This is a genomic window from Arthrobacter sp. Cza30, from assembly GCF_059090765.1.
In genome coordinates, this window is the sequence record NZ_JBNHGA010000003.1 from 182659 (window position 1) to 206114 (window position 23456).

Below are 23456 nucleotides of genomic sequence, written 5' to 3' on the forward strand. Positions count from 1 at the left end.
CGCCTAGGTCATTGATAGCGGAGCGCGAACCCGACGTGTCGAAAAATCACCCGCGCCTTCACCCGTGGTCCGGCTCGGATCAGCCGCGGATGAGACAGAATCGACACGCGCGACGAGAAGGGACCCGTACGGTGAGCACATCGACGCTGACCTTCGCCGTGCTGGCACTCGCCGTGCTCGGTTTCGTCACCAATCGCGTGCCGATGGTCATCGTGGCGATGTTCGTTCCGGTCGCCCTGTGGGCGACCGGCGTTATCACGCTCGGCGAAGCCTTCACCGGCTTCGCCGATCCGATCGTGATCTTCATCGCCACGCTGTTCGTCCTCAGCGAAGCGCTCGACAGCACGGGTGTGACCGCATGGCTGGGGCGACAGCTGGAGAGGCGGGCGGGTGTCGCGCGGACGCGGCTGCTGGTGGCGACAGGCCTGGTCGCCGCGCTGCTGTCGGCTGTGATCAGCATCAACGGCGCGGTCGCCGCCCTGCTCCCGATCGTGGTCCTCGCCGCAGTGCGTGCCGACGTCGCTCCGTCGCGGCTGCTGATCCCGCTCGCGTTCGCCGCGAGCGCCGGCTCGCTTCTGACGCTCACGGGCACGCCGGTGAACATCATCGTCTCGCAGGCCGCGGCCGATGCGGGCGGGCGCGCGTTCGGCTTCTTCGAATTCGCCCTCGCGGGCATCCCCCTCGTGGTGCTGACCCTCGCCGTGTCGATCCTGTTGGGCGACCGGCTGCTCCCCCGCCGGACACCGGAACGCATGGAGGAGCCGATCGCCGACCCGAGTGAGAACGTCCGCTCGTGGCGCGAGACATACCACCTGAGCCTCGACACGGGGCTCATCTTCCAGGCGGAGACGGGTGTGGCGGAGGTGCTCATCGCGCCACGCTCGACGCTCATCGGCCGCGTCGTCTCCCCGGGGATGACGACGAGGGACGAGGGCCTGGTGGTCCTCGCCATCAGACGTGGGGACGGCACCGCCACATCCGGGTCGACGGAGACGCCGACCGCCGTGGCGCTGCAAGCCGGCGACGCGGTCCTCGTGCAGGGGCCGTGGGACGCCCTTCAGCGCTACGTGGCCTCACCCGATGTCATCCCGGTCGGATCTCCGCGCGCCCTGCAGCGGACCGTGCCGATGGGCCGCGGAGCCAAGCGCGCATTGACGATCCTGGCCGCTGCCGTCGTGCTCCTGGCCACCGGCATCCTTCCCCCCGCGATCGTCGGGCTGGTGGCCGCCGGCGCCCTCATCGTCACGGGCGTCGTCACGGTGCCTCAGTCGTTCCGAGCCGTCTCGTGGAGCACGGTCGTGCTGATCGCCGCGATGATCCCGCTGTCCGAAGCGATCGTGACCTCGGGTGCGGCCGATGTGATCGCGGGCGCGGTGCTCGCCCTGGCGGGGAACGCGTCGCCCCACCTGGCGCTGCTGGCCATCTGCGTGCTGACCCTGGTGCTCGGCCAGTTCATCTCGAACGTCGCCACCGTGCTGGTCATGGTTCCGATCGCGGCATCGTTCGCGCAGACCCTCGATGTCAGCGTTCAGCCGTTCATGATGGCGCTGACCGTCGTCGGCGCCGCGTCGTTCCTCACGCCGATCGCCACGCCGGTGAACCTCATGGTGATGCAGCCGGCGGGCTACCGGTTCGGGGATTACTGGCGCCTCGGGCTCCCGCTCTCGATCCTCTTCATCGCCGTGGCGGTGCTGTACGTGCCCCTGATCTGGCGATTCTGACAGCGGGCCTGTCAAGGCCCGTGCACCGAGGGACGCCTGGCTCTACCGTGGCGACACGCTCACCGCATCGGAGGACCCCGTGGCAGACGATGACAGCACCGGCGAAGAGGCATCCCGCGTCGGCTCCGACAGGAACGTCGCCGACGCTGTCGTGGCCCGACTGCACGAGTGGGGCGTGGAGCGGATCTACGGGTACAGCGGCGACGGGATCAACCCGGTGCTGGACGCACTGCGGCGCGCTTCCGCCGGGCCGGACTTCATCCAGGCGCGCCACGAGGAGAACGCCGCCCTCATGGCGGTCGGCGATGCGAAGTTCCACGGGGGCGTCGGGCTCGCCCTGTCGACACAGGGCCCGGGAGCCATCCATCTCCTGAACGGGCTCTACGACGCCAAGCTCGACCACGTGCCGGTGGTCGCCGTCGTCGGACAGCAGCACCGCACGGTGCTCGGATCCGGCTACATGCAGGAGGTGGAGCTGAAGACGCTCTTCGCGGACGTCGCCCTCTACGTCGGCGAGGCCGTGACGCCGGAGCAGATCCCCCTCGTGATCGACGAGGCGTTCCGCAACGCCCGCGGCGGCGCGGGTCCGGCGGTCATCATCCTGCCGCACGACGTGCAGCAGGCGCCGGCAGCCGAGCACGCCCGGGAGCACGGCGTGGTCGTGACCGCCGCCTCCTTCGCGGCGGCGGATGTCCGGCCCCGCGAGGAGGACGTCCGCGCGGCCGTCGACCTCCTCCGGCGAGCCGCTCGGCCCGCGCTGCTGGTGGGCCGCGGGGCTGCCGGCGCAACGGATGCCGTCCTGGGGCTGGCCGACAAGCTCGGGGCAGGGGTCACGACGAGCCTGCTCGGCAAGCCCTTCGTGGACGAGCGCCATCCGCTCGTGGCCGGCACGATGGGACATCTCGGCACGACGGCGAGCGCCGCGATCCTCGCGGAGTGCGACGCGCTCGTGATCGTGGGCTCGAACGATCCCTGGACCGAGTACTACCCCGCGCCCGGCCAGGCCCGGGCCGTGCAGATCGACATCGACCCACGGCGACTCGGCGACCGGTACCCGATCGATGTGGGAATCGCCTCCGACGCCGGAGCGGCTCTCGCGGCGCTGATCGAAGGGCTGCCGAGCCCCGACCGACCCGACTGGCGAACGCGTGTGGAGGCGCACGTGGCATCGTGGCATCAGGTCCGGCGTCGACGCGCTGACGTCGACGCGCAACCGCTCAACCCCGAGCGGGTCGTCGCTGAGCTCGTGGATGCGCTGCCGGCAGACGCCGCCATCGCGATGGACGTCGGCAGCGTCGTCTACTGGTACGCGCGGCAGCTCGTCCTGCCGCCGGGTGTGCCGGCTCACGTCTCGGGCACGCTTGCGAGCATGGGATGCGGCGTGCCGTACGGGGTGGCCGCGAAGAGCGGGGCTTCCGGCCGCCCCGTGCTGGTGCTCGCCGGGGACGGCGGCATGCAGATGACCGGTCTGGGCGAGCTGCTGACCGTGGCACACCGCTGGCGGACGTGGACCGACCCCCGATTCGTGGTTGCGGTGTTCGACAACGGCGAGCTGACCGAGGTCAGCTGGGAGCAGCGCGAGATGGAGGGTGCGCCGCGATACGCCGCCAGTCAGGACCTCCCCTCGTTCGACTACGCGGGTTTCGCCGAGCTGCTGGGTCTGGCAGGCGAACGCGTCGACGATCCCGGCCAGGTCGGCGACGCCTGGGTGCGCGCCTTCGCCGCCGACCGCCCGTACGTGCTGCATCTGAAGACGGATGCCGCCATCCCGCTCCTTCCGCCGCTCGCCTCGGGCCAGCAGAAGACGGACGTCATGCTCGACGCGCTGCGTCAGGAGGCGGCGCTCGGCGACCCGCTGGCTCGGCGAGCCCTCCGGCTGGTCGACGAGTACGTGCGGATCGAGAGCGACACCGCGTAGTTCTCGTCGCACCGTACATCGGGGCCGTCTGCACGCGGCGCCCGGATCGGCAAGAGGAGCGGATCACGGGGCATCGCGGCCGGATGACTCGGATGTCGCTCCGCGACGCTGGCGCGATGGCGGACGACAAGGCATGGTGGGACCGTTTCGACGCCCGGCCGGTGCGCGAGGAGGCCACATGCACAACGGAGCATCAGATCCCAGGATCGAAGGCTGGGAACGGCGGCTCGCCGCCCGCGCCGAGCAGGCGATCGACTGCCTCGCGGCCGTGGGCGGCGTAACCGGCCTCATCGTCGGCGGCAGCGTGGGCCGCGGGGAGCACTGGCCCTTGAGCGATATCGACGTCATCGTGGTCAGCGCGGGGCGACCTGTCGACGATGTCTGCGCGGACATCGACCGGCGGGCTTACGAGCTGAGCGAGCTGTGGGGCGCGGCAGGGCTGTACACCGCCGTCGACGCGGGCAGGCTCGTCTTCGATGAGACGGAAATCCGCACCGTGGCCGACATGACCGCCGCGCTCGAGAACGACCGCTGGTTCCACGGCATCGACAAGGTCTACGGCGGATGGTGGGGACGCGACGACAACGGCGCCGCCGCTGAGCTTCTGCGCCTTGCAACGGAATGGCGGTTCGCCCCCGAGGTGGTCCGGCGCCGAATCACGGCCTGGATCTCGCGCGCGGAGCACGCTCTGACTCTCGCGGAGCAGGTGTCGTGCGATGACCCGACCAGCGCGTGGGCCGCAGTGCGGCGGGCTGCCACAGCGATCGCTGAAGCAGCCACCGAAGTGTGGGGCGAACGCGCCGGCTCGCTGGGACGGTACTGGACCCACTTCGAAGCACGCGCGAATCGCCATGGCGGGGATCGGTTCGCGGAGGCTCTGCTCATCGCCGCGCACGCTCAGCCGGGCGTTCCACCGGATCTGCCAGAATGGCTCATCGCGAGGATAGACATGTCGATGGAGGCTCGCAGGCAGGTCGGCGAAGACGTCACCCCGGAACAGAACGCTCGGGACAACGTGCTGGCTTTCGCCGGACTCTTCCGCAGCCGCTTCCCCGCCGCCACAGACGCGTGGCTGCGACCGCTCGACGCCGACATCACCGCGTCGGTGGCCGCGCTCCGGCAGCTGCGGGAGCAGCTGCTCCAAGACAGGCGACGGGAGACCGAAGCTACTCCTGCAGGTTGAACTCGGTGAAGGCGCCGACGGGTACGAAACCGAGCCGTCGGTAGATCGAGCTGCCGTCGGCCGTGGCCTGGAGGACGGCCACGTCGATGCCCGCGAGGTCACGGAGGACCGCGGCCATCAGATCGGTGGCGATTCCGCGACCGCGGTGCTGCCGCAGCGTCGCAACACCGTAGATCCCGGCCACGCCGTTGCTGATGAACACTTCGGCTCCGGCCACCGGCCGGCCATCGAGATAGGCGACGAGGAAGCGGCTTTCCGGCGATTCCCACGGCCGTCCGGCCGACGCCAGCTCGAGGAAGTCCCTCACGGCGGCAGCGGGCGGGTCCCAGTTGGCGGCGAGGATGCTGGCATACTCGGCCATCGCGCTCGAGGACGTCACCTTCCGGATCTCGGCACCGGAGTCACGATCGGGGTACGTCACGTCAGACAGGAGGAGGGTCATCGCGGTCTCGCTCTCCCCCGCGGCGAACCCCGACTCGGTCAGGAGCGATCGTCGATCGCACTGATCCTGCGTCTCGGCTACCCACCATGAGAACGGTCGTCCGGCGGCTCGCACCTCGTCGGCGATCGTGCGGACGACTTCGGGAGCGAAGCCGTCGGTGAACGCGACGCGCGACACCGTGTTGTACGTGTCATGGTCCAGTCCGCTGTCGCAGATCTGGAAGTCCCCTCGCTCGCGGGTCGTCGCCCCCGGAACGAACCCGTGCAGGAGTGCGGCGTGCGCGGCGAGGTTGAGTTCCGTGACGCGCATCAGTGCGCCGGCATCCATCCGCTCCCCCTTTCGCCGCTGCTGCGGTCGGCTCATCGGCCATCCCGACGACGCACCAGCGTACCCACCGCGCGGAGCCGTCGACGGAACCGCGGGGGTCGCTGTCCTCAGCGCGAAGCGTCTTCCGGCAGGCGGTGGGCAGGCTGAGGGATCTTCGCCGACGGCGACCGCCCCGGAGCGGGACCGCTCAGATGGCGCGCCGCTGGGCGAGGAGAGGGCACTCGAAGGGGTCGCGTTCCCCGAGACCCACCCGGTTGATGTAGCGGACGACGATCCGATAGGACGCGAACAGACCCACCGACGTATAGGGGACACCGTGCGTGTCGCAGTACGCGCGGACCAGACGAGAGGCGCGGCGCAGATGCGGGCGGGGCATCGACGGGAACAGGTGATGCTCGATCTGGTAGTTCAAGCCCCCCATCACGACATCCAGAACGCGGCTGCCACGGATGTTCCGGCTGGTGCTCGCCTGCCGACGGAGGAAATCGAGCTTGTCACCGGCCTCGATCACGGGCATCCCCTTGTGGTTGGGCGCGAACGACGCGCCCATGTAGAAGCCGAACACCGCGAGCTCGACCGCGAGGAAGGCCACGGCGATCCCGGGGGACAGCACGACGAAGGCGAGGGCGACGAACCCGCCGAGGCGGACGGTCAGCAGGGCGATCTCCCACCAGCGGCGCTGCACGTGTTCGCGCGCCAGCACGCGCCGCACGCTCGACGCGTGCAACGACACGCCCTCGAGAAGCAGCAGGGGAAAGAAGAACGCGCCCTGGTGCGACAGCACCCAGCGTGCCAGTGGGTTGCGCACCTGCCGCACCCGTCCCGGTGTGACGGCGATGATCGGCAGCTCGATGTCGGGGTCGGCGCCCCGCTTGTTCGGATTGGCGTGATGCCTCGAGTGCTTGTGGTGCCACCAGCCGTAGCTCATCCCGATGAAGAGGTCGCCGATGATCAGGCTCGCCCAGTCGTTGGCTCGCCCCGACACGAAGATCTGCCGGTGCGCGGCGTCGTGACCGAGGAAGGCGACCTGCGCGAACAGGATCCCGAATCCTGCTGCTGTGAACAGCTGCCACCAGGTGTCGCCGATCCAGACGAAGAGCGCGAGAGCCGCGACGACAGTGGCGGGAAGCCCGATCAGCTTGGCCCAGTAGTAGCCGTATCGTCGCCGCAGAAGACCTGCGTTCCGGATCTCTTCGGCGAGTGCCGAGAAGTCACTCGTCGCGCGACCCTTCGGCCGTCGCGCTGTTCTGAGCACACCCGCTGCTGTTGCGTCATCGTCGATCACAATCAGAATTCAGCCCGGACCACGGCCTGCCACCCTAGGGGCTTGCCATTTGGCCGCGCCGGTGGCAGGGTTCCCGACCGCTGGGGCGCTCGCGTGGCATCATCTCCTGGGCAGGGGGAGGCACCGACGTGAGACAGACGCAGGAACCGGGGAGCCGGCGTTCGCGCTTGCGGCTGGCGGATGGCACGTCGCTGTCGATACGCCCGTACCTGGCCGCGGACGCCGAAGCGACGCTCCGGATCTTCGAGCGCGCTGTGCGCATCACAGCACGATCGAGATACAGCGAAGCCGAGGTGGAGGCCTGGCTCGGCGGACCTCGTGAACTGGCCGCGTGGAGCGCCGACCGAGCGCGCGTGCGGACCTTCGTCGCGGACATCGACGGCACGGTCGCCGGTTTCGCCGACCTCTCAGAAGCCGGCTACGTCGACCGGCTGTTCGTCGATCCTGACTTCGGCGGCCGCGGCGTGGCCACCGCCCTGCTTGCCGACGTGCGGAGGTCGGCTCACGACCTCGGCATCACGGAGATGACGACTCATGCGAGCCTGGTGGCGCGACCGGTGTTCGAGGCCGCCGGGTTCCGCGTCGAGTATGCCGAGACGGTCGTGAAGGACGGGGAGCGGTTGAACCGCTTCTTCATGAGCGCGAAGCTCTGACCGGTCACGGCGGCAGCAGGCTCATCGGTCGTCCGGCATGAGCACCGAGCGCAGCATCCGATCGACGGATGCCTGCAGCTCGACCTGCGGGCGAGGCTCTCCCAGACTCCGGGTCACCTCGGCGAACAGGATGCCGTCCAGGAATGTCAGCAGGTCCCGCGCCCGCGCCGCCGCCTCCCTCTGCGGGAACGTCGCCGCGAGGCGCGTGGCGAGCACGTCGAGCAATCGCTCCGCGCCGGCGGACAGTGCTCGAGCGACGTCGGGCCGGCGTGCCGCTTCCAGAGAGAGCTCGTAGCGGGCCAGCGTCCGGATGCGGCCGTCCCCGGTGATCGCGTCGCGCATGAGCCGGCTCATCGCCGCCGCGAGGTCTCCCGGCTCCAGATCGCGAACCGCGTCCTCATCGGCTTCGGCGAGCCGCGCCACCGCGGCATCGATCAGCGCGGCGCGGCTCGGCAGGTAGTACGACGTCGAGCCCTTCGGCAACCCTGCCGCAGCGTCGACCGCGCGATGCGTGAGCCCTCGACTGCCGGCATCTGCCAGGACATGCAGCACAGCATCCGCGATCAACGTCCGTCGTGCGGTGCTGGTGGCCACGGTTCCCCCTTGCAGAATGTCTCTACATCTGTAGAGTAGCAGCCTCAACAGATGTAGAGGAGCGACCATGCCGACTGTCGGCCGCACCGGGGAGCGCTCATGCGCGTCATGATCGTCGGCGCAGGAATCGCCGGACTGACCCTCGCGGCGCTGCTGCACCGCCAGGGGAACGATGTCGCCGTCGTCGAGAAGCGCGCAGCCGTGCCGCGCCGTGCCGCGAGCGATGCCGGCGACGGGTACGCGCTCGCCCTCTGGCCGCACGGAACGCGCGTGCTGCACGCGGTCGGGGTCTATCAAGACATGGTCGCCGCCGCCATGCCGATGCACACCTACACCGCGCGCAATCACGAGGGCACGGTGCTGTCCCGCTCCGGGATACCGGCGGAGGTGTCGGAGTACGGGCACGTCGGCCTGCTCGCGAGAGGTGACCTGATGGGGCTCCTGTCGGACGTCGCGGCGGCAGGTGCAGACCTCCGTTATGGCCGCACGGTCACGGACGTCTCGCCCGGGGCATCCGGCGTGGACGTGCGCCTTGACGACGGGAGCGAGGAGCGGGTCGACGTGCTGATCGGCGCCGACGGCATCGGCTCGAGCCTGCGCCCCTGCGTGACCGACCAGACGCGAAGGTTCGACACGGGGTGGGCATGCCTGGTCTGGTGGGCGGCCGCCGAGTTGGCCGAGGTGGGCGAAGTGACCGAGCGCTGGGGCGTCGGCAGCTTCGTCGGGACCTATCCATGCCGCGATCGACTCTGCGTCATCGTGGGTGCGCCGTCCGAGCGCTTCGCTGTCGAAGCCGATCGGCCGGCCGCCGCGGTGCAGCTGATGCGAGAGCACGGGCTCGCCGATGCTCGCTGGATGCCGTCATCCGCGGGGGCGGTGACGGTCTGGCCCATGTCGGACGTGCGAGCCTCTCGCTGGGCCGCAGGCCGCCTCGCGCTGGTGGGGGACGCCGCAGTGGGGTTCCTTCCCACGGCAGGCGTCGGAGCATCGATGGCGCTGGAGTCCGCTGCGGCCCTCGCCGACGAGCTCTCACGGGCAGACGCGGCATCTGCGCCGAAGGCGCTCGAGCTCTATGAGCGCCGACGTCGCCGCCGGACCGAGCGCGCACAGTCACTGTCGCGCCGACTGGCCCGGTTCACTTTCGTCCGCTCCCGTGGGCCGGCGGCGCTGCGGAACCTGGCGTTCGCGCATACGAACGTCGAGACCCTCGTCAGCCCGCTCCTGCGCGAGCTCCGGCGCCCGCTCTGACGCGAGCCGCGGGGGCGGCACACCGCGCGCGGGCTATGGTGAGGGCCATGTCCGCGACCACATCGACGCCGCTCCCGCGGCGCGCCGCGTTCGCCACCCTCACGGTGGCGGCCCTGCTGCTTTCCGGCTGCGCCGCCGTGCCGGCCGACGCCGACGGCACCTCCGCCCGGGTTCAGGATGGCGTGCTGCGAGCGGGGATCACGCACAATCCTCCGTGGACCGACACCTCCACCTCGGGCGGCCCGTCGGGCTCGGAGGTGCGGCTCGTCGCTGGGATCGCGGAGCAGCTGGATGCCTCGATCGAGTGGACGGTGGGCGCGGAAGCACCGCTGACGGAGGCTCTGCACCGCGGGGACCTCGACCTCGTCATCGGCGGCTTCACCGACGACACACCGTGGACCGACAAGGCGGCGATGACGGCCCCGTACGTCGAAGAGCGGCACAGCGATGGGACGACCGGGAAGCATGTGCTGCTCACCAGGGCCGGCGAGAATCGGTTCCTGGTCACCGTGGAGACCTTCCTGCAGGCTCACCGCAGCGCGGAGTGAAGATGAACAGCGACGCACCTTCGGCGATGCCCGACGAGCAGGCGGGCGCCCTTCGCCGCGCCATCCGCTTCGAGTGGTTCACGATCGCGTTCCTCGCGGTGGCGATCGTGGCCGTGAACATCGTCATGGGCAACTCTCAGGCGATGAAGACGGCCTGGGTGGAGGACCTGCTCTCTTTGGCACCGCCCCTCGCGTTCCTCATCGCCGTCCGCGTCATCCGTCAGCCGCCCTCGAAGAAGTACCCGTACGGGTTCTTCCGGTCCGTCGGAGTCGGCCACCTCGTGGCCGGCGTCGCGCTGTTCGCGGTGGGAGCACTGCTCCTGGCGGAGTCGGCCGTCGGCCTCCTTCGCGGCGAGCGGCCGCCGATCGGCTCGGTGAACCTGTTCGGCACCCAGGTATGGCTCGGTTGGCTGATGATGGGCGTGATGGCGCTCACCATCCCGCTGCCCATCTATTTCGGGCGCGTCAAGATGAAGCTGGCCAGGCAGCTGCACAACAAGGTGCTGTACGCGGATGCCGACATGAACAAGGCCGACTGGATGACGGCGGTCAGCACGATCGTCGGTGTCGCCGGAATCGGCGTGGGCTGGTGGTGGACCGACGCCGCGGCGGCGATCTTCGTCTCGCTGAGCATCCTGTGGGATGGATTCAAGAACACGAAGGCCGCCATCACCGACCTCATGGACACGCGGGCCACCACGTTCGACGACGATCGGCCTCACTCCGACGCTGTGAAGGTGATCGACGACCTCCAACGACTCCCCTGGGTTCGCGATGTCGGCGTGCGCGTACGCGACCAGGGCCAGTTCCTCCATGTCGAGGCGTTCATCGTGCCCGCCGGCGACCGCGCACCGACTCTCGCGAAGCTGCGGGAAGCGCGTGAGGCGTGCCAGAGGCTCGACTGGAAGCTCCACGATGTGGTGCTGGTGCCGACGGATGCGCTCCCGGCCTACCTGACGACGGACCGGGGCGAGGATGCGCCCTCCGGCGAGGCGGCCGGACGCGGAACGAAGGACCGCGAACGGAAATGATCAGGCGTCGCGCGCCTCGGGATTGAAGGGGTAGGTCACGACGCCGAACGGCCAGCGTTCGGCCAGCCATGCCGGGACGAAGGCCGTGAGTCGCTCAGCGACACCGGCAGGCGCATCCGCGACCGTCCACCACGACACCTCCGCCGCGATGCGCCCGTCCACCGGGTCGAGCGGGTCGATGTACACGCAGCCCAGCAGCCGGTCCTCGGCCGCGGTCAGCACCGCGTAGTTGAACGACTCGTGCGTCTCCATCTCGGCGGCGTGACGCGCAAGGTCCTCCTCGTCCTGTTCGCGTGTCATCGTCGCAGGCGGCCAGTGCCATGCCTCGCCGTACTTCTCCCACAGCATGGGCTGATTCGCGTGCACGGCCACCATGTCGATGTCCACATCCGCAGCACGGATGGGGCGCAGGTGCACCTCTTCGGTCAGCTGCTCTCGCAGCGGGTGCTCGAAGTCGGCGGGCAACCAGGGTGTGCCGGGCATGGGGACTCCTTCGCGTTTTCGCCATCATGACAGGTCGGCCACCGCCGCGCGCAGCTCTTCACCGACTCGCCGTGCCCACGCTCACGGATGCACACACCCCGTGTCACCGTCAGCCCGACAGGCTGGCCCGGCCGGAGCGGCGCCTAGGGTGGAAGGATGACTGACTTCCTGGCGATCACCGGCGGCTATGTCGTTCCCGTGGACGGCGATCCGATCGAGAACGGAACGGTCGTGGTCACGGATGGGGTCATCTCCGCCGTCGGCGGGCCCGATACTCCCATCCCGGACGACGCTCGTGTCGTGGACGCCTCGGGCGGCTGGGTGCTCCCCGGATTCGTCGAGGCGCACGGCCACCTCGGCGTGCACGAGGACGGCGAGGGCTGGTCGGGCAACGACACCAACGAGATGACCGACCCGAACGGGGCGCGCTTCCGCGCGCTCGACGGCATCGACATCGAGGAGGTCGGCTTCCGCGACGCGCTGCGCGGCGGAGTGACGACCGCCGTCATCAAGCCGGGCTCGGGGAACCCGATCGGCGGACGGACGGTCGCCATCAAGACGTGGGGCGGTCGCACGGTCGACGAGCAGGTGGTCTCGTTCGACGTGTCGGTCAAGTCGGCACTGGGCGAGAACCCCAAGCGGGTCTACGGCGACAAGAAGCAGACGCCCTCGACGCGCCTGGGCGTCGCGGCCGTCCTGCGCGAGGCCTTCGTGAGCGCGCGCAACTACGCCGAGAAGCGCGCGGCGGCGATCACCAAGGGCGAGCCGTTCGAGCGGAACCTCACCGACGAGACCCTCGCGGCCGTGCTCGACGGCGACCTGGTGTGGGACCAGCACTGTCACCGTCACGACGACATCGCGACCGCGATCCGCATCGCCGAGGAGTTCGGCTACAGGCTCGTCGTCAACCACGGCACCGAGGGCCACAAGGTCGCCGACGTCTTGGCCGAGAAGAACATCCCCGTCATCTTCGGTCCGCTGCTGACCAGTCGCTCGAAGGTCGAGCTGCGGGATCGCGCGATCGGCAACCTCGCCCTGATCGCCGCGGCGGGTGTGAAGGTCGCCATCACCACCGACCACCCCGTGGTGCCGATCGATCAGCTGCGCCTGCAGGCGATCCTCGCCGTGCGCGAGGGGCTGCCCGCTGCGACTGCTCTCGAGGCGCTGACGGTGAACCCGGCATCCATTCTCGGACTCGACGCGCGTGTCGGCTCCCTCACCGCCGGGCGGGATGCCGACATCGTGGTGTGGTCCGGCGATCCGCTGGCGATCGGATCGGACGTGCAGCAGGTCTTCATCCGAGGCCGCGCGGTCGTCGAGCCGGCGAGCGACACCGACCGTACGCCGCGCGTCGTCGAGCGCTGGGAGCGTTTCGGGCGCACCTCCTGGAAGGGATGATCCGCGCGCGGTTGCCTGGACGCACACTGCTTCCGTGTGGCGCGCTCGCGGTGGGGAGACCGTCATCGCGTGACGGCTGAAATGCGGACGGGCATCGCGGTGTTGGGTAGGAGCATGCGATCGATCGTCTACTCCCGCACCGGTGACTCCTCCGTCCTGTCGCTCGTGGAGCGCGAGCCGGCGCAGCCGGGTCGAGGCGAGGTGCGCGTGCGGGTCGCGGTGTCGGGCGTCAACCCGACCGATTGGAAGTCCCGGGCGGGAAGCGGCGCGCGTTCATCGGCTGAGATCGTCCCCAACCAGGACGGAGCGGGCGTCGTCGACGCCGTCGGCGAAGGGGTGACGGGTCTCGAGGTCGGCGATCGTGTGTGGCTCTACCTCGCGCAGCACGGCCGGCCGACCGGCACGGCGCAGGAGTACACCGTCGTTCCGGCATCCCGCGCGGTGAAGCTGCCGGATGGCACGGGCTTCGACGTCGGCGCGAGCCTCGGCGTTCCCGCGATGACCGCGCACCGGGCGCTCACCGTACATGAGTTCGGCCCCACGCGGCTCTCCCCGGGCTCCCTCACGGGGCGCGTCGTGCTCGTCGCCGGCGGCGCGGGCGCGGTCGGCCACGCCGCGATCCAGCTCGCCGTCTGGGCCGGGGCGACGGTGATCGCGACCATCTCGAGCGCGGAGAAGGCGGCATTGGCCCGCGCCGCCGGCGCACATCATGTCGTCGACTACACCGCCGGAGACGCCGCGGAGCAGATCACCGCGATCGCGCCGGACGGCGTCGACCACGTCGTCGAAGTGTCGCTCGCGCGCAACGCGGCCCTCGACGGGCAGGTGGTCGCGAACCACGCGAGCATCGCCTACTACGCCGACAACGGCGGGGATCAGGCGAGGATCCCCGTGCGGCCCACGTTCGCGAAGAACGTCCGGCTGCAGGGCCTCCTGCTCTACACCGTCGGGGGTGCCGCGCTCACGGCGGCGGCCGAGGACATCACGGCCGCGCTGCGCGACGGTGCCCTTCCCGTCGGAGAGGATGCGGGCCTGCCGCTGACGTGGTTCGCGCTCGAGGAGACGGCGGGCGCGCACGATGCCGTCGAGCAGGGCGCCATCGGCAAGGTGCTCATCGACGTCTCCGGCGACAACCGCTGAGGCTGCGGCCGGTCCCGTCGAGTCGCGTCCGCCGGGGCCCGCACGACCCGCTACTGCGCTCCCAGGTGCGAGGGATTGGTCAGCCGCCACCACACCGTCGGCGGTTCGATCTCGCCCTCCACCTCGATCGGCACCGTGGTGGTGTTCGGGCCCGCGCTCCACGTGATGCTTCCGACCACGCGGCCGTCCTCGTAGGCGGCGGGCGCGGTCGACGTCATCTCCACGGTGATCGGCGTGTCGGACCAGGTGAACACCGACGCGTCCTCGGCGATCACCATGCGCGCCTCGTCGCCCCAAGGCGTCGAGTAGGTGCCGACCTCCTGTCCGCGGGTCGCGAGCGGAATCTCGTGGAAGCCGCCGCGGATGCTGCTGAGCGTCCGGAGTACCGACATATTGACCGCCTGCCGAGACGATCCACCGAGGACGACACCCAGAACGCTGAGCGGTTCGCCCGCTCCCACCTCCAGTGACGCCGAGTACAGGAGGTTGTAGCTGTTCTCGCCGAGGTTGCCGGTCTTCAGCCCGGTGATCCCGTCGCTGCCCAGCAGCGCGTTGGTGTTGACCATGAAGCCCGGGCCGGGGACGGACAGCGTGGGGGTTGCGACGATCTTCGCGATCGCCGGGTTCGCCGCCGCGAGCCTGCCGATCGCGAGGAGGTCGGTCGGCGTACTGGTGTTGCCGGAGCTGATTCCCGTGGGCTCGACGATCGTGGTGCTGGTCAGGTTGTTCGCGGTGAGCCAGTCGCGCGCCGCGCCGAGGAAGCGCGACTGCGAGCCGAAGGCCCATGTCGACACCGCCTCGGCGTAGTTGCTCGCCGATGGGATGAGCATCGTCGCGATGGCGTCGCGCTGCGACATCGTGGTGCCGGTCGGCATCGCGGCGATGGTGGCCCCCAGGAGGTAGTACTCGTCGTAGAGGTCGTGGGCGGCCTTGTCGAAGGTGATCGTCGGCCCCGGGTCGTCGGCGCTGCTGAGCGGGTGCGCGTCGAGGACGACCAGCGCGGTGATCAGCTTGGTCAGGCTCGCCATCGGGCGTGGCTCGCCGGTGCCACTGGTCAGCCACGTTCCGCTCGCTTCGGCGCCGAGGTAGGCATCGGCCCCGGCGACGGTGAGGGCGGATGAACCCTCAGCCGGAAGGGCGATGGCCGCAGCCGGCGGAACCGGAACCTCCGGCGCCCGGGTCGTGACAGCGGGGTCTGGGACGGGGGCGGTCAGAGCCCAGCCGACGTAGCCGCCGCCGGAAGCGAGCACGATCGCGATGACGACGGCGGCGATGACGAGACGTCGGATGCGGCGCTTCCGGCGGATTTCGGGATCCATCGGGGCGCGGCGATGCTGGATCTCCTGCTCGTCGCTCATCAGTTCCGCGAGGTCGGCGAACTCGTCGGGCGCCTGCTGTTCCGTCGTCATCGCGCGCTTCGCCCCTTGCGCACGCCGATCCCCGCGAGGTCCCCCACGAGCTCAGCCTGTCATGGCTGCATCCTCGCGAACGAGCCCCGCGGTGAACTGTGGACAACCGGAGCGATCGGCCTCTTCCACGCCGGGCCTGCGAGCGCAACCCCCTCGACGACCCGCCGTTCCGGCTCCACGCTGAAGGCCGTAGGCCGCATCGGTGCGGTCGAACGGTGAAGGTCGTCGTCGATCATGAGGAGGCCGGATGCTCACGCGAAGCAGACTCCGCGGACTGGGTGCGATCGCCACGGGTGCGGCGTCGCTGGCATTGATCGGATGCAGCACGGCGAGAGCGGAGGCGCCCGACCTGCGCGAGTTCAGCGGTTCCTACGAGGGTCCGCCGGTGACGCTGGAGTTCTGGAACGGCTTCACGGGGGGCGATGGACCGTTCATCCAGGAGATGATCGAGAACTTCGAGGCCGAGAACCCCGACATCGACATCCGCGCCACGACGCAGGAGTGGGGCGACCTTTATCAGAAGCTCCCCGCGGCATCGTTCGCCGGCGCCGGACCGGATGTCGGCGTGATCCACGTCGAGCAGATCGGCACCATGGTCGTCCGCAACGTGATCCGGCCGCTGGACGACCTCGCCGCGAACCTCGACCTCGACGCGGAGGACTTCAGCGAGGAGGTCTGGGAGGCCGGGGAGTATGAGGGGAAGCGCTACGGCATCCCTCTCGACGTGCACTCCCTCGCGATGTACTACAACACCGACCACTTCGCCGCGGCGGGCATCACCGAGCCGCCGACGGATGCCGCCTCGTTCGAGGACGCGCTGAACCGACTGCGGGACGCCGGGTTCGAGACGCCGTTCTGGATGCCGTCGCTCTGGCCCGCGCACCTCATCGACCTCAGCCTGCTGTGGCAGGGGGGCGGCGAGCCGTACTCGGAGGACGGCGGCGAGGCGACGTGGAGCTCGCCCGAGGGCGTCGCTGGACTGGAGTGGATGCGCTCGATCGTCGACAACGGGTACAGCCCGGACGACGTGGCGATCGACGCGCAGTACGTCGCTTTCAAGAACGGCGAGAACTCCATCACGTGGGACGGCATCTGGCAGATCAACGACCTGAAGGATTCCGGGCTGCCCTTCGCGGCCGCTCCCATCCCGGCTGTCGCCGGGGAGCCGGCGTTCTGGGCGAACTCGCACCAGTTCGTGATGGGACGTCACGCGCTGACCGATGCGAACAAGGCGGACGCCGCGAAGTACTTCATCGCCTGGATGAGCGAGAACTCGGCCGAGTGGGCCGGGGCCGGCATGATCCCCGCTCGGGCGTCCGTGCGAGCGGAGACCATGCCGGGAAGCGTGCAGGAGCCCATCGCCGAGCAGATCGACGCGATGCGGTTCCTTCCCTCGGTGCCCGGTCTCGGCGCGGTGCAGGCCGACACGCTGGAGATCGCGGTCGCCACCGCGATGCTCGGCAACGCGTCGCCCCAGGACGCCCTCCAGAGCGAGGCCGCACGTGCGACCGCACAGCTGACAGCCAACCTCGAGCGCTTCGGAGAGTGACATGACTGCTTCACCGATCGTCGGCAGCGCAGACGCAGCGGCGGGGAGGACCGGGGCACAGGCAGCGGGACCCGGAGCCCGGGGCGGCGCGTCGCCGACCAAGCCGCGCCCTCTCACGCCGTGGCTGTTCCTGCTGCCCTACCTCCTCCTGTTCAGCGTCTTCGTGATCCTGCCCTCGCTGCTCGGCATCTGGATCAGCCTCCACGACTGGGACTACACCCTCCCCGAGCAGCCGTTCGTCGGGGGAGAGAACTACGGCGAGCTGTTCAACCCGAACTCCGGCGCCGCGGATGTGTTCTGGTCCTCGATGCGCGCGACGGGCATCTTCACCCTCTTCAGCGTGCCGCTGCTGCTGGTGCTGCCGCTCCTGGTCGCGATGCTGATGAACCGCAGGTTCCCGGGCCGCAACTTCTTCCGCGCCGTCTACTTCGCTCCGTACGTCCTCGGCGTCGCCGTCGTCGGTCTCCTGTGGCGCTACCTGCTCGACAACAACATCGGCTTGGTGAACTTCTACCTCGGGGTCTTCGGGCTGCCCAATGACATCCCGTGGACCACCTCGGTACCGGCCGCGTGGGTCGCGCTCGTGGGTGTCACCGTGTGGTGGACGCTCGGCTTCAACGCCGTGATCTACCTGGCCGCGCTGCAGGACATCCCCGCCGAGCTCTACGAGGCGGCGGACATGGACGGGGCGAACCGGTGGCAGAAGTTCAGGAACGTGACGCTGCCGGGGCTGCGCCCCATCCTGACATTCGTCACCATCAACACCCTGATCGCCTCCGCCAACATGTTCGGCCAGTCCTACATCATCACGCAGGGCGCTCCTGGACGTGAGACCCGGACGGCGATCTATCAGATCGCCGAGACCGGCCTTCGCAACTACCAGATGGGCGATGCCGCAGCCATGAGCTACGTGCTCACCGTCTTCCTCCTCGTCATCAGCCTCTTCGTCTTCTGGCTGTTCCGCGAGCGAACCGGCACGCCACGCAAGGAAGGAGCCCGGAAGTGACCGTCACCAGTGACGCACGCACGAATGTGCAAGCGGAGCCACCCGACTCCAACGGGCTGTCCACCGCGAAGGACCGCCGCACGCCCGGGCAGCGGTGGGCGCGGGTGATCCAGTACGTGCTGCTGGGTCTCCTGGCCCTCATCTACATCAGCCCCATGCTCTTCATGCTGGTGACGTCGTTCAAGACGACAGCGGATGCCGCCGGCATCCCGCCGACCTGGATCCCCAATCCGTTCTCCACGCAGGCCTACGAAACGATCCTCACCGCCACCGGCACACCCGTTCTCACCTGGTTCGTGAACAGCATGATCGCCGCGGCGCTGCACGCGCTGCTCGTCGTCGTCACGGCGTCCCTCGCCGCGTACCCGCTCGCGCGGATGCAGTTCCGCGGCCGCGGCGTCGTGTTCGCGATCGTGATCGCCACGATCCTCATCCCGCCGGTGATCCTCATCATCCCCAACTACCTGATCGTCTCAGGTCTCGGATGGCTGAACACCCTCGTGGCGATCATCGTCCCGACCGCGGCTTCCGCCTTCGGCGTGTTCTTCTTGCGGCAGTTCTTCCTGTCGCTGCCGGGAGAGCTCGAGGAGGCGGCCCTGATCGACGGCGCCAACCGCTGGAACATCTTCCTGCGCGTGATCCTGCCCCTGTCGCGGCCGGCGCTGGCGACCTTGGCGCTGCTGGCGTTCCTCACGAACTGGAACGACTTCCTCTGGCCGGTGTACGTCCTCTTCACCGCTGATGTGCAGACCCTTCCCGCTGGTCTGGCGACGCTGCAGTCGGCGAACGCCGTGCGCTACGACCTGCTGATGGCAGGCGCCGTCATCGCGAGCGTGCCCGTCCTCGCCCTCTTCGTCTTCCTGCAGCGCTTCATCATCGAGGGCGTCTCTCGCTCGGGGCTGAAGGGGTGACGGTCGGGGACGTCCACGCGAACGACGAACCGGTACCGGCGTGGCGGGAGTACTTCGCCGACCCGTTCGTTCTCCGCTGCGACGATGGGCGCTATCTGGCCGTCGGCACCGAGGGCACCGCACCGGCCGAGGGGCGCCTGTTCCCTCTTCTGGAGTCCGACGACCTCGTCGGATGGCGCTCGCGGGGACGGGCGTTGGAGCGTCTGGACGCCGGACTCGGCGACGCGTACTGGGCGCCCGAGATCACTCCCGCGGAGGGCCGCTGGTGGCTGTACTACTCCGTCGGCCATGACATCCACGGGCACCACCTGCGCGTGGCGACCAGCGTCGATCGCTTCGGGCCGTACGTCGACACCGGCGTCGTCCTCACGCCCGGCGAGCGCTTCGCGATCGACCCGCATCCATTCCTCGACGACGACGGCCAACGGTATCTGTTCTTCGCGCGGGACGTGCTCGACAGCGACCGCCCAGGCACGCACCTGGCGGTCGCGCCGCTGGACGGCATGCAGCGCTTCGCGGACGCGACCGTGCCGGTGCTCGCACCGTGGGCGGACTGGCAGATCTACGAGCGGGACCGCCTGATGTACGAGTCCCGGTGGACATGGCACACGCTGGAAGGACCGTCCGTGGTGCGTCGCCATGGCAGGTACTGGATGACCTTCTCCGCCGGCGCATGGACGGGCTCCGGGTACGCGGTGACGTGGGCGGTCGCCGACCACCCGCTGGGGCCGTGGGAGGCCGCGCCCGACACGCACCCGCCGTTGCTGTCCAGCGACGAGACGTTCCTCGGCCCTGGCCACAATTCGCTCACGACCGCGCCCGACGGCGGCGACGTCATCGTCTTCCACTCGTGGGACCGGCAGCGCCGGCATCGGCGCATGCACCTTCGCCGCATCGACTTCACCCCGGACGGCCCGCGCGTCGGCGGTCCCGTCACCCCCTGAGGGACGCGCCGCTCTCGTCGAGGCGCTGTCGGAGGGCCTGCATGAGCAGGCTCAGGCCGATCTCGAACGCCTGCTCGCTGCGCTCCTCACCGGTCGCGGCGTCGGCGATCAGCCGGCCCAGCGTGCGGGTGCCGTCGGCGGCGTGCCAGATCTCCTCGGGTGATGTCCGGTCCAAGCCGAAGCCGAGGGCGAAGGCATCCAGGATCGAGATGAGCGTGAGGACCTCCTCGTCGGGAAAGCCTCCGTCGACGAGCGCGGTGGCGAGCGCGTCGTACTCGGCGATGACGTGCGGGTCGGTGATCGTCTTCCCCACCAGCAGCGGCACGATCAGCGGATGGTCGGCGTACAGCCGGTGGAGCGTCCGCACGGTGCCCACGACGACGTCCTCCCAGCTGCCCTCCTTCGGAGCGGAGAGGTACCGCTGCGACAGCCTGCTCCGCATCAGCTCGACGATGGCGTCCCTGCCGTCGACGTGGTTGTACAGCGATGACGCCGTGACGCCGAGCCTGCGCGCGAGCGCGTTGACGCCGAAGGGCTCGCCCGAGTCCACCAGCTCGATGGCGGCATCGGCGATCAGATCGGCCGAGAGCAGTCTCACCTTGGGGCGCGGCATCCCTCTCCCTCCGCTTCCGCCACCCAGCCTAGGTGGCGGTCTCTCGTCGAAATCGGGGCTTACGGAAGCGACATCTCGGTGTAACAATAAACGAATACCGTTCGTTTACCGGTCAGGAGGCCGGTCCCCGCACACCGTCGTGCACCAAACGACAGAAGGATCCGAATGACCACCGACCTCTCGATGCGCGTGCCCCTGCGGTTCCCGACCGCCACCGCCACCTTCGCCATCGCCATCGCCGGCTACCTCGGGGTGAACCTCTCCCCCTACATGATCACCGCCCTCCAGAACGGCTTCGGCACGGACGTGCTGACCGCGAGCTGGATCGTGACCGCGGCGCTTCTGGCCACCGCCGTCACCGGCCTGGCCACGGCGCCGCTGTGCGCCGGGGCGCACCGTCGCCTCGTCGCCCGCGTCGGCCTCGCCGCCGGGCTCGTCGGCTTCCTCGTCGCAGGGCTCGTCCCGTTCGCCCCCGTCGCGGTCCTCGCTCTGCTCATCGGAGGCGTGGGCGCGGGCGGTGCGGTCGCCGCCGCGGGTGCCGCGCTCGCCGCCTTCCGCAACCCCGACCGCGTGGCCGGCTTCAACGGCCTGGCCAACCGCGGTGTCATCACGATCGTCCTCGCGGTCGTTCCGCTCATCGGGCTGGCCCCGATCGACGTGTTCGGTGCACTGGCGCTGTTCTGCCTGCTCGGTCTTCTCGCGGTCGGCTGGCTGCCGCTGGCGCCGGTCGCCGCGCCCGCGGCGGGAGCGGCGATGCCCGAGGCGATGCCGATCGAGGTGCCAGAGACCGGCGCGGTCCGGGCGCGCAGCGGCGGCACCGCCTCGCGCACCGTCACGATCGCCGGCTTCGCCCTGCTCGTGACCTTCGCGCTGTGGGCCGCGAGCGAGGACTCGCTGTGGGCGATGGCGGGCGTCATGGGCGCCGATCAGGCGGCGCTCTCACCGGAGGGGCTCGGCCTCGCGCTGAGCGGCTCCACCGCGGGCGGCCTCGTGGGGTCGCTGCTGCTGATGATCGTCGGCAACCGGCTCGGCCGCGCGGTGCCGCTGGTCGTGCTGCTCGTCGCCGGCGGATCGCTCAAGATCGCGCTCGGGTACGTCACCGACCCCACCGCGTTCATCGTCACGTTCATCGTCTGGAACACCATCTACGCGATCGCCTTCATGTACTTCGTCTCGACCTCGGCGGCGCTCGACGCCGATGGGCGCTGGTCAGGGCCGCTCCTGGCGGTGTACCTCGTCGGCTCGGCGCTGACGCCCATCATCGGCGCCGCGCTCGTCGAGGGCTTCGGCTACCAGGGCTTCGCGCTGATCCTCGGCGTCTCCAGCTTCCTGCTGGCCGTACCGGCGGCCGTGGTGGCCGTGATCTCAAGGCGCGTGGAGAAGGATGCCGCGAGCGCGGCCACCCTGCAGAACGAGGAGGTGGCCGCGTGACGGCGACCATCTACACCGGCGGTCGGATCTTCACCGCGGCCGCCGAGCGCTGGGCAGACGCGCTCGTGGTCGACGGCGACGCGATCTCGTTCGTCGGCGACCTCGCGCTCGCGCGAGAGGCCGCCGGCGCCGGCGCGGAGACCGTCGATCTCGACGGCCGGCTCCTCGTGCCCGGGTTCACCGACGCGCACACGCACCTGGTCATGATGGGCGAGGCGCTGGGCAAGGTGGGTCTCACCGACGCGCGCACGCTCGAGGAGATCCAGGCGCGTCTGCGCTCGGCGCGCGCGGCCGACCCGCACGCGGTGCGACTGCTCGGCCGAGGATGGCTCTTCGACTCCGTTCCCGGAGGCACGCCGACCGCCGCGATGCTCGACGAGGCCGTCGCCGATGTGCCGGTGTACCTCGACGCGAACGACTACCACTCGGTGTGGGTGAACTCCGCGGCCCTCGCCGAGCTCGGGATCACGCGCGACACGCCGGATCCGCACGGCGGCAGCATCGGACGCGACGAGGACGGCGAGCCGAACGGCATGCTGTACGAGACGGCGGCGCAGGCGCACGTGTGGGCGTTCCTCGCCGATGCCGCCACCGACGGTGACCGCGACGCGGCCGTGGAGCGGACGCTGGAGGCGTATCTCGCGACCGGCGTGACCGGAGCGGTCGACATGGCCTTCGACGAGCTGGGTCTCGCGGCGTTCCAGCGGGCCGCCGAGCGGCGCGGCGGGACGCTCCCGATCCGGATCGCCGCGCACTGGTTCATCCAGAACACCGGCGACGAGGCGGCGAACGTGGCGCAGGTCGCCCATGCCGCCGAGCTCGCGCGCACCGTGCAGTCGCCGTGGCTGCGCATCGTCGGGATCAAGCTCGTCGTAGACGGCGTCATCGACGCCTGCACGGCCGCCATGCGGCATCCGTACGCCGACGGCTCGAACGCCGAGCCGATCTGGTCGCCGGCCGACATCACGCCCGTGGTGGTCGCCGCCGACGCTGCCGGCCTGCAGGTCGCTCTGCACGCCATCGGCGATCTCGCCAGCGACATCGCCCTCGACGCGCTCGAGCGTGCCGCGGATGTCAACGGGCCGCGGGCGCGACGCCACCGCGTCGAGCACCTCGAGTATGCCGCGCCGGGCACGGCCGAGCGGATGGCGCGGCTCGGTGTGACCGCGTCCATGCAGCCGGTGCACGCCGACCCCGCGATCTTCGACAACTGGGCGGCCATGCTCGGCGACGAGCGCGTGGACCGCGCATTCGCGTGGCCCGAGTACGTCGCCGCCGGCGCGCTCCTGGCGTTCTCGACCGACGCGCCGACCGCGCCGCACGAGCCGCTGCCGAACATGTACATCGCCGCGACCCGGCGCTCGGCGCTCGACGCGTCGTTCGCGCCGCGGCATCCGCAGTTCGCGCTGCCCCTCCATCAGGCGCTCGGGCACGCGACGCGGGATGCCGCCGCCTCAGTGGGAGACGGCGACGCGCGAGGACGACTCGAAGCGGGGCTCGCCGCGGACTTCGCCGTCATCGACGCCGACCCCTTCGCTGACGTCGAGTCGCTGCTGTCGGCGGGAGTCGTCCGCACCGTCGTCGGCGGCGAGATCCGGTACGACACCGGAATACTGTGACAC

Annotated in this window: 21 protein-coding genes; 15 read left to right on the forward strand and 6 right to left on the reverse strand. The window is 70.0% G+C overall.

What is annotated here, in order from left to right; translation table 11 throughout:
* Nucleotides 1-131 precede the first annotated feature (131 nt).
* The 3 genes from AC5RVZ_RS10480 (at nucleotide 132) to AC5RVZ_RS10490 (ending at nucleotide 4822) form a co-directional block, all read left to right on the forward strand.
* Nucleotides 132-1721: an SLC13 family permease gene (locus AC5RVZ_RS10480; protein ID WP_494065693.1), complete on the forward strand. Its 1590-nt coding sequence runs from the start codon at nucleotides 132-134 to the stop codon at nucleotides 1719-1721.
* A 79-nt stretch (nucleotides 1722-1800) separates the two neighbouring features.
* The gene (locus tag AC5RVZ_RS10485; protein WP_494065694.1) at nucleotides 1801-3639 is read left to right on the forward strand and encodes a thiamine pyrophosphate-requiring protein; all 1839 of its coding nucleotides are present in this window, start codon (nucleotides 1801-1803) and stop codon (nucleotides 3637-3639) included.
* 178 nt (nucleotides 3640-3817) lie between these two features.
* Nucleotides 3818-4822 (forward strand): nucleotidyltransferase domain-containing protein, encoded by a 1005-nt coding sequence (locus AC5RVZ_RS10490; protein WP_494065695.1) that lies wholly within the window; start codon nucleotides 3818-3820, stop codon nucleotides 4820-4822.
* On the opposite strand, the gene AC5RVZ_RS10495 is transcribed toward AC5RVZ_RS10490, so the two are convergent.
* Nucleotides 4806-5627 (reverse strand): GNAT family N-acetyltransferase, encoded by an 822-nt coding sequence (locus AC5RVZ_RS10495; protein WP_494065696.1) that lies wholly within the window; start codon nucleotides 5625-5627, stop codon nucleotides 4806-4808. The two genes, AC5RVZ_RS10490 and AC5RVZ_RS10495, sit on opposite strands and share 17 nt — an antisense overlap.
* Nucleotides 5628-5778: 151 nt before the next feature.
* Nucleotides 5779-6846, reverse strand: a complete 1068-nt coding sequence (locus AC5RVZ_RS10500) for a fatty acid desaturase family protein (RefSeq protein WP_494065697.1) — start codon at nucleotides 6844-6846, stop codon at nucleotides 5779-5781.
* A 158-nt stretch (nucleotides 6847-7004) separates the two neighbouring features.
* On the opposite strand from AC5RVZ_RS10500, the gene AC5RVZ_RS10505 reads away from it, so the two are divergent.
* Complete coding sequence (locus AC5RVZ_RS10505) at nucleotides 7005-7529, forward strand: GNAT family N-acetyltransferase (protein ID WP_494065698.1); 525 nt, start codon at nucleotides 7005-7007, stop codon at nucleotides 7527-7529.
* A gap of 21 nt (nucleotides 7530-7550) precedes the next feature.
* Here the strand turns inward: AC5RVZ_RS10505 and AC5RVZ_RS10510 are convergent, their stop codons facing one another.
* A complete protein-coding gene (locus AC5RVZ_RS10510; RefSeq protein WP_494065699.1) occupies nucleotides 7551-8123 on the reverse strand; it encodes a TetR/AcrR family transcriptional regulator in 573 nt (190 codons plus the stop codon).
* Between the two features lie 99 nt (nucleotides 8124-8222).
* Between AC5RVZ_RS10510 and AC5RVZ_RS10515 the strand changes: the two genes are divergently transcribed.
* From AC5RVZ_RS10515 to AC5RVZ_RS10525, 3 genes are read left to right on the forward strand one after another with little or no spacing between them, the layout of a single operon-like run.
* Entirely contained in the window at nucleotides 8223-9371 is a 1149-nt protein-coding gene (locus tag AC5RVZ_RS10515; RefSeq protein ID WP_494065700.1) for an FAD-dependent oxidoreductase, read from the forward strand.
* Between the two features lie 47 nt (nucleotides 9372-9418).
* Nucleotides 9419-9919, forward strand: a complete 501-nt coding sequence (locus tag AC5RVZ_RS10520) for a transporter substrate-binding domain-containing protein (RefSeq protein ID WP_494065701.1) — start codon at nucleotides 9419-9421, stop codon at nucleotides 9917-9919.
* Between the two features lie 2 nt (nucleotides 9920-9921).
* The gene (locus AC5RVZ_RS10525; RefSeq protein WP_494065702.1) at nucleotides 9922-10950 is read left to right on the forward strand and encodes a cation diffusion facilitator family transporter; all 1029 of its coding nucleotides are present in this window, start codon (nucleotides 9922-9924) and stop codon (nucleotides 10948-10950) included.
* Here AC5RVZ_RS10525 and AC5RVZ_RS10530 read toward each other — a convergent pair whose 3' ends face one another.
* Nucleotides 10951-11433 (reverse strand): GNAT family N-acetyltransferase, encoded by a 483-nt coding sequence (locus tag AC5RVZ_RS10530; RefSeq protein ID WP_494065703.1) that lies wholly within the window; start codon nucleotides 11431-11433, stop codon nucleotides 10951-10953. It abuts the gene before it with no gap.
* A 156-nt stretch (nucleotides 11434-11589) separates the two neighbouring features.
* Between AC5RVZ_RS10530 and AC5RVZ_RS10535 the strand changes: the two genes are divergently transcribed.
* Both AC5RVZ_RS10535 and AC5RVZ_RS10540 read left to right on the forward strand, forming a co-directional pair.
* Complete coding sequence (locus AC5RVZ_RS10535) at nucleotides 11590-12831, forward strand: amidohydrolase (protein WP_494065704.1); 1242 nt, start codon at nucleotides 11590-11592, stop codon at nucleotides 12829-12831.
* A gap of 114 nt (nucleotides 12832-12945) precedes the next feature.
* Nucleotides 12946-13971, forward strand: a complete 1026-nt coding sequence (locus AC5RVZ_RS10540) for an NADPH:quinone reductase (protein ID WP_494065705.1) — start codon at nucleotides 12946-12948, stop codon at nucleotides 13969-13971.
* 50 nt (nucleotides 13972-14021) lie between these two features.
* Here AC5RVZ_RS10540 and AC5RVZ_RS10545 read toward each other — a convergent pair whose 3' ends face one another.
* Nucleotides 14022-15380, reverse strand: a complete 1359-nt coding sequence (locus tag AC5RVZ_RS10545) for a D-alanyl-D-alanine carboxypeptidase family protein (protein ID WP_494065706.1) — start codon at nucleotides 15378-15380, stop codon at nucleotides 14022-14024.
* 247 nt (nucleotides 15381-15627) lie between these two features.
* Here AC5RVZ_RS10545 and AC5RVZ_RS10550 point away from each other — a divergent pair, with 247 nt between their 5' ends.
* The 4 genes from AC5RVZ_RS10550 to AC5RVZ_RS10565 are packed head-to-tail and all read left to right on the forward strand — an operon-like array spanning nucleotide 15628 to nucleotide 19790.
* Nucleotides 15628-16929 (forward strand): ABC transporter substrate-binding protein, encoded by a 1302-nt coding sequence (locus tag AC5RVZ_RS10550; RefSeq protein ID WP_494065707.1) that lies wholly within the window; start codon nucleotides 15628-15630, stop codon nucleotides 16927-16929.
* Between the two features lies 1 nt (nucleotide 16930).
* Nucleotides 16931-17935, forward strand: a complete 1005-nt coding sequence (locus AC5RVZ_RS10555; protein ID WP_494065708.1) for a carbohydrate ABC transporter permease — start codon at nucleotides 16931-16933, stop codon at nucleotides 17933-17935.
* Nucleotides 17932-18846, forward strand: coding sequence for a carbohydrate ABC transporter permease (locus AC5RVZ_RS10560; RefSeq protein WP_494065709.1), 915 nt, complete (start codon nucleotides 17932-17934; stop codon nucleotides 18844-18846). Before AC5RVZ_RS10555 ends, AC5RVZ_RS10560 begins: the two co-directional genes overlap by 4 nt.
* On the forward strand, nucleotides 18843-19790 hold the full coding sequence (locus tag AC5RVZ_RS10565) for a glycoside hydrolase family 43 protein (RefSeq protein WP_494065710.1): 948 nt from the start codon (nucleotides 18843-18845) through the stop codon (nucleotides 19788-19790). The genes AC5RVZ_RS10560 and AC5RVZ_RS10565 overlap by 4 nt, the downstream gene beginning before the upstream one ends.
* On the opposite strand, the gene AC5RVZ_RS10570 is transcribed toward AC5RVZ_RS10565, so the two are convergent.
* Nucleotides 19780-20403: a TetR/AcrR family transcriptional regulator gene (locus tag AC5RVZ_RS10570; RefSeq protein ID WP_494065711.1), complete on the reverse strand. Its 624-nt coding sequence runs from the start codon at nucleotides 20401-20403 to the stop codon at nucleotides 19780-19782. The genes AC5RVZ_RS10565 and AC5RVZ_RS10570 overlap by 11 nt on opposite strands.
* A 165-nt stretch (nucleotides 20404-20568) precedes the next feature.
* On the opposite strand from AC5RVZ_RS10570, the gene AC5RVZ_RS10575 reads away from it, so the two are divergent.
* Both AC5RVZ_RS10575 and AC5RVZ_RS10580 read left to right on the forward strand, forming a co-directional pair.
* Nucleotides 20569-21834: an MFS transporter gene (locus AC5RVZ_RS10575; protein WP_494065712.1), complete on the forward strand. Its 1266-nt coding sequence runs from the start codon at nucleotides 20569-20571 to the stop codon at nucleotides 21832-21834.
* Entirely contained in the window at nucleotides 21831-23453 is a 1623-nt protein-coding gene (locus AC5RVZ_RS10580; protein ID WP_494065713.1) for an amidohydrolase, read from the forward strand. The genes AC5RVZ_RS10575 and AC5RVZ_RS10580 overlap by 4 nt, the downstream gene beginning before the upstream one ends.
* The last annotated feature ends 3 nt before the right edge of the window (nucleotides 23454-23456 follow it).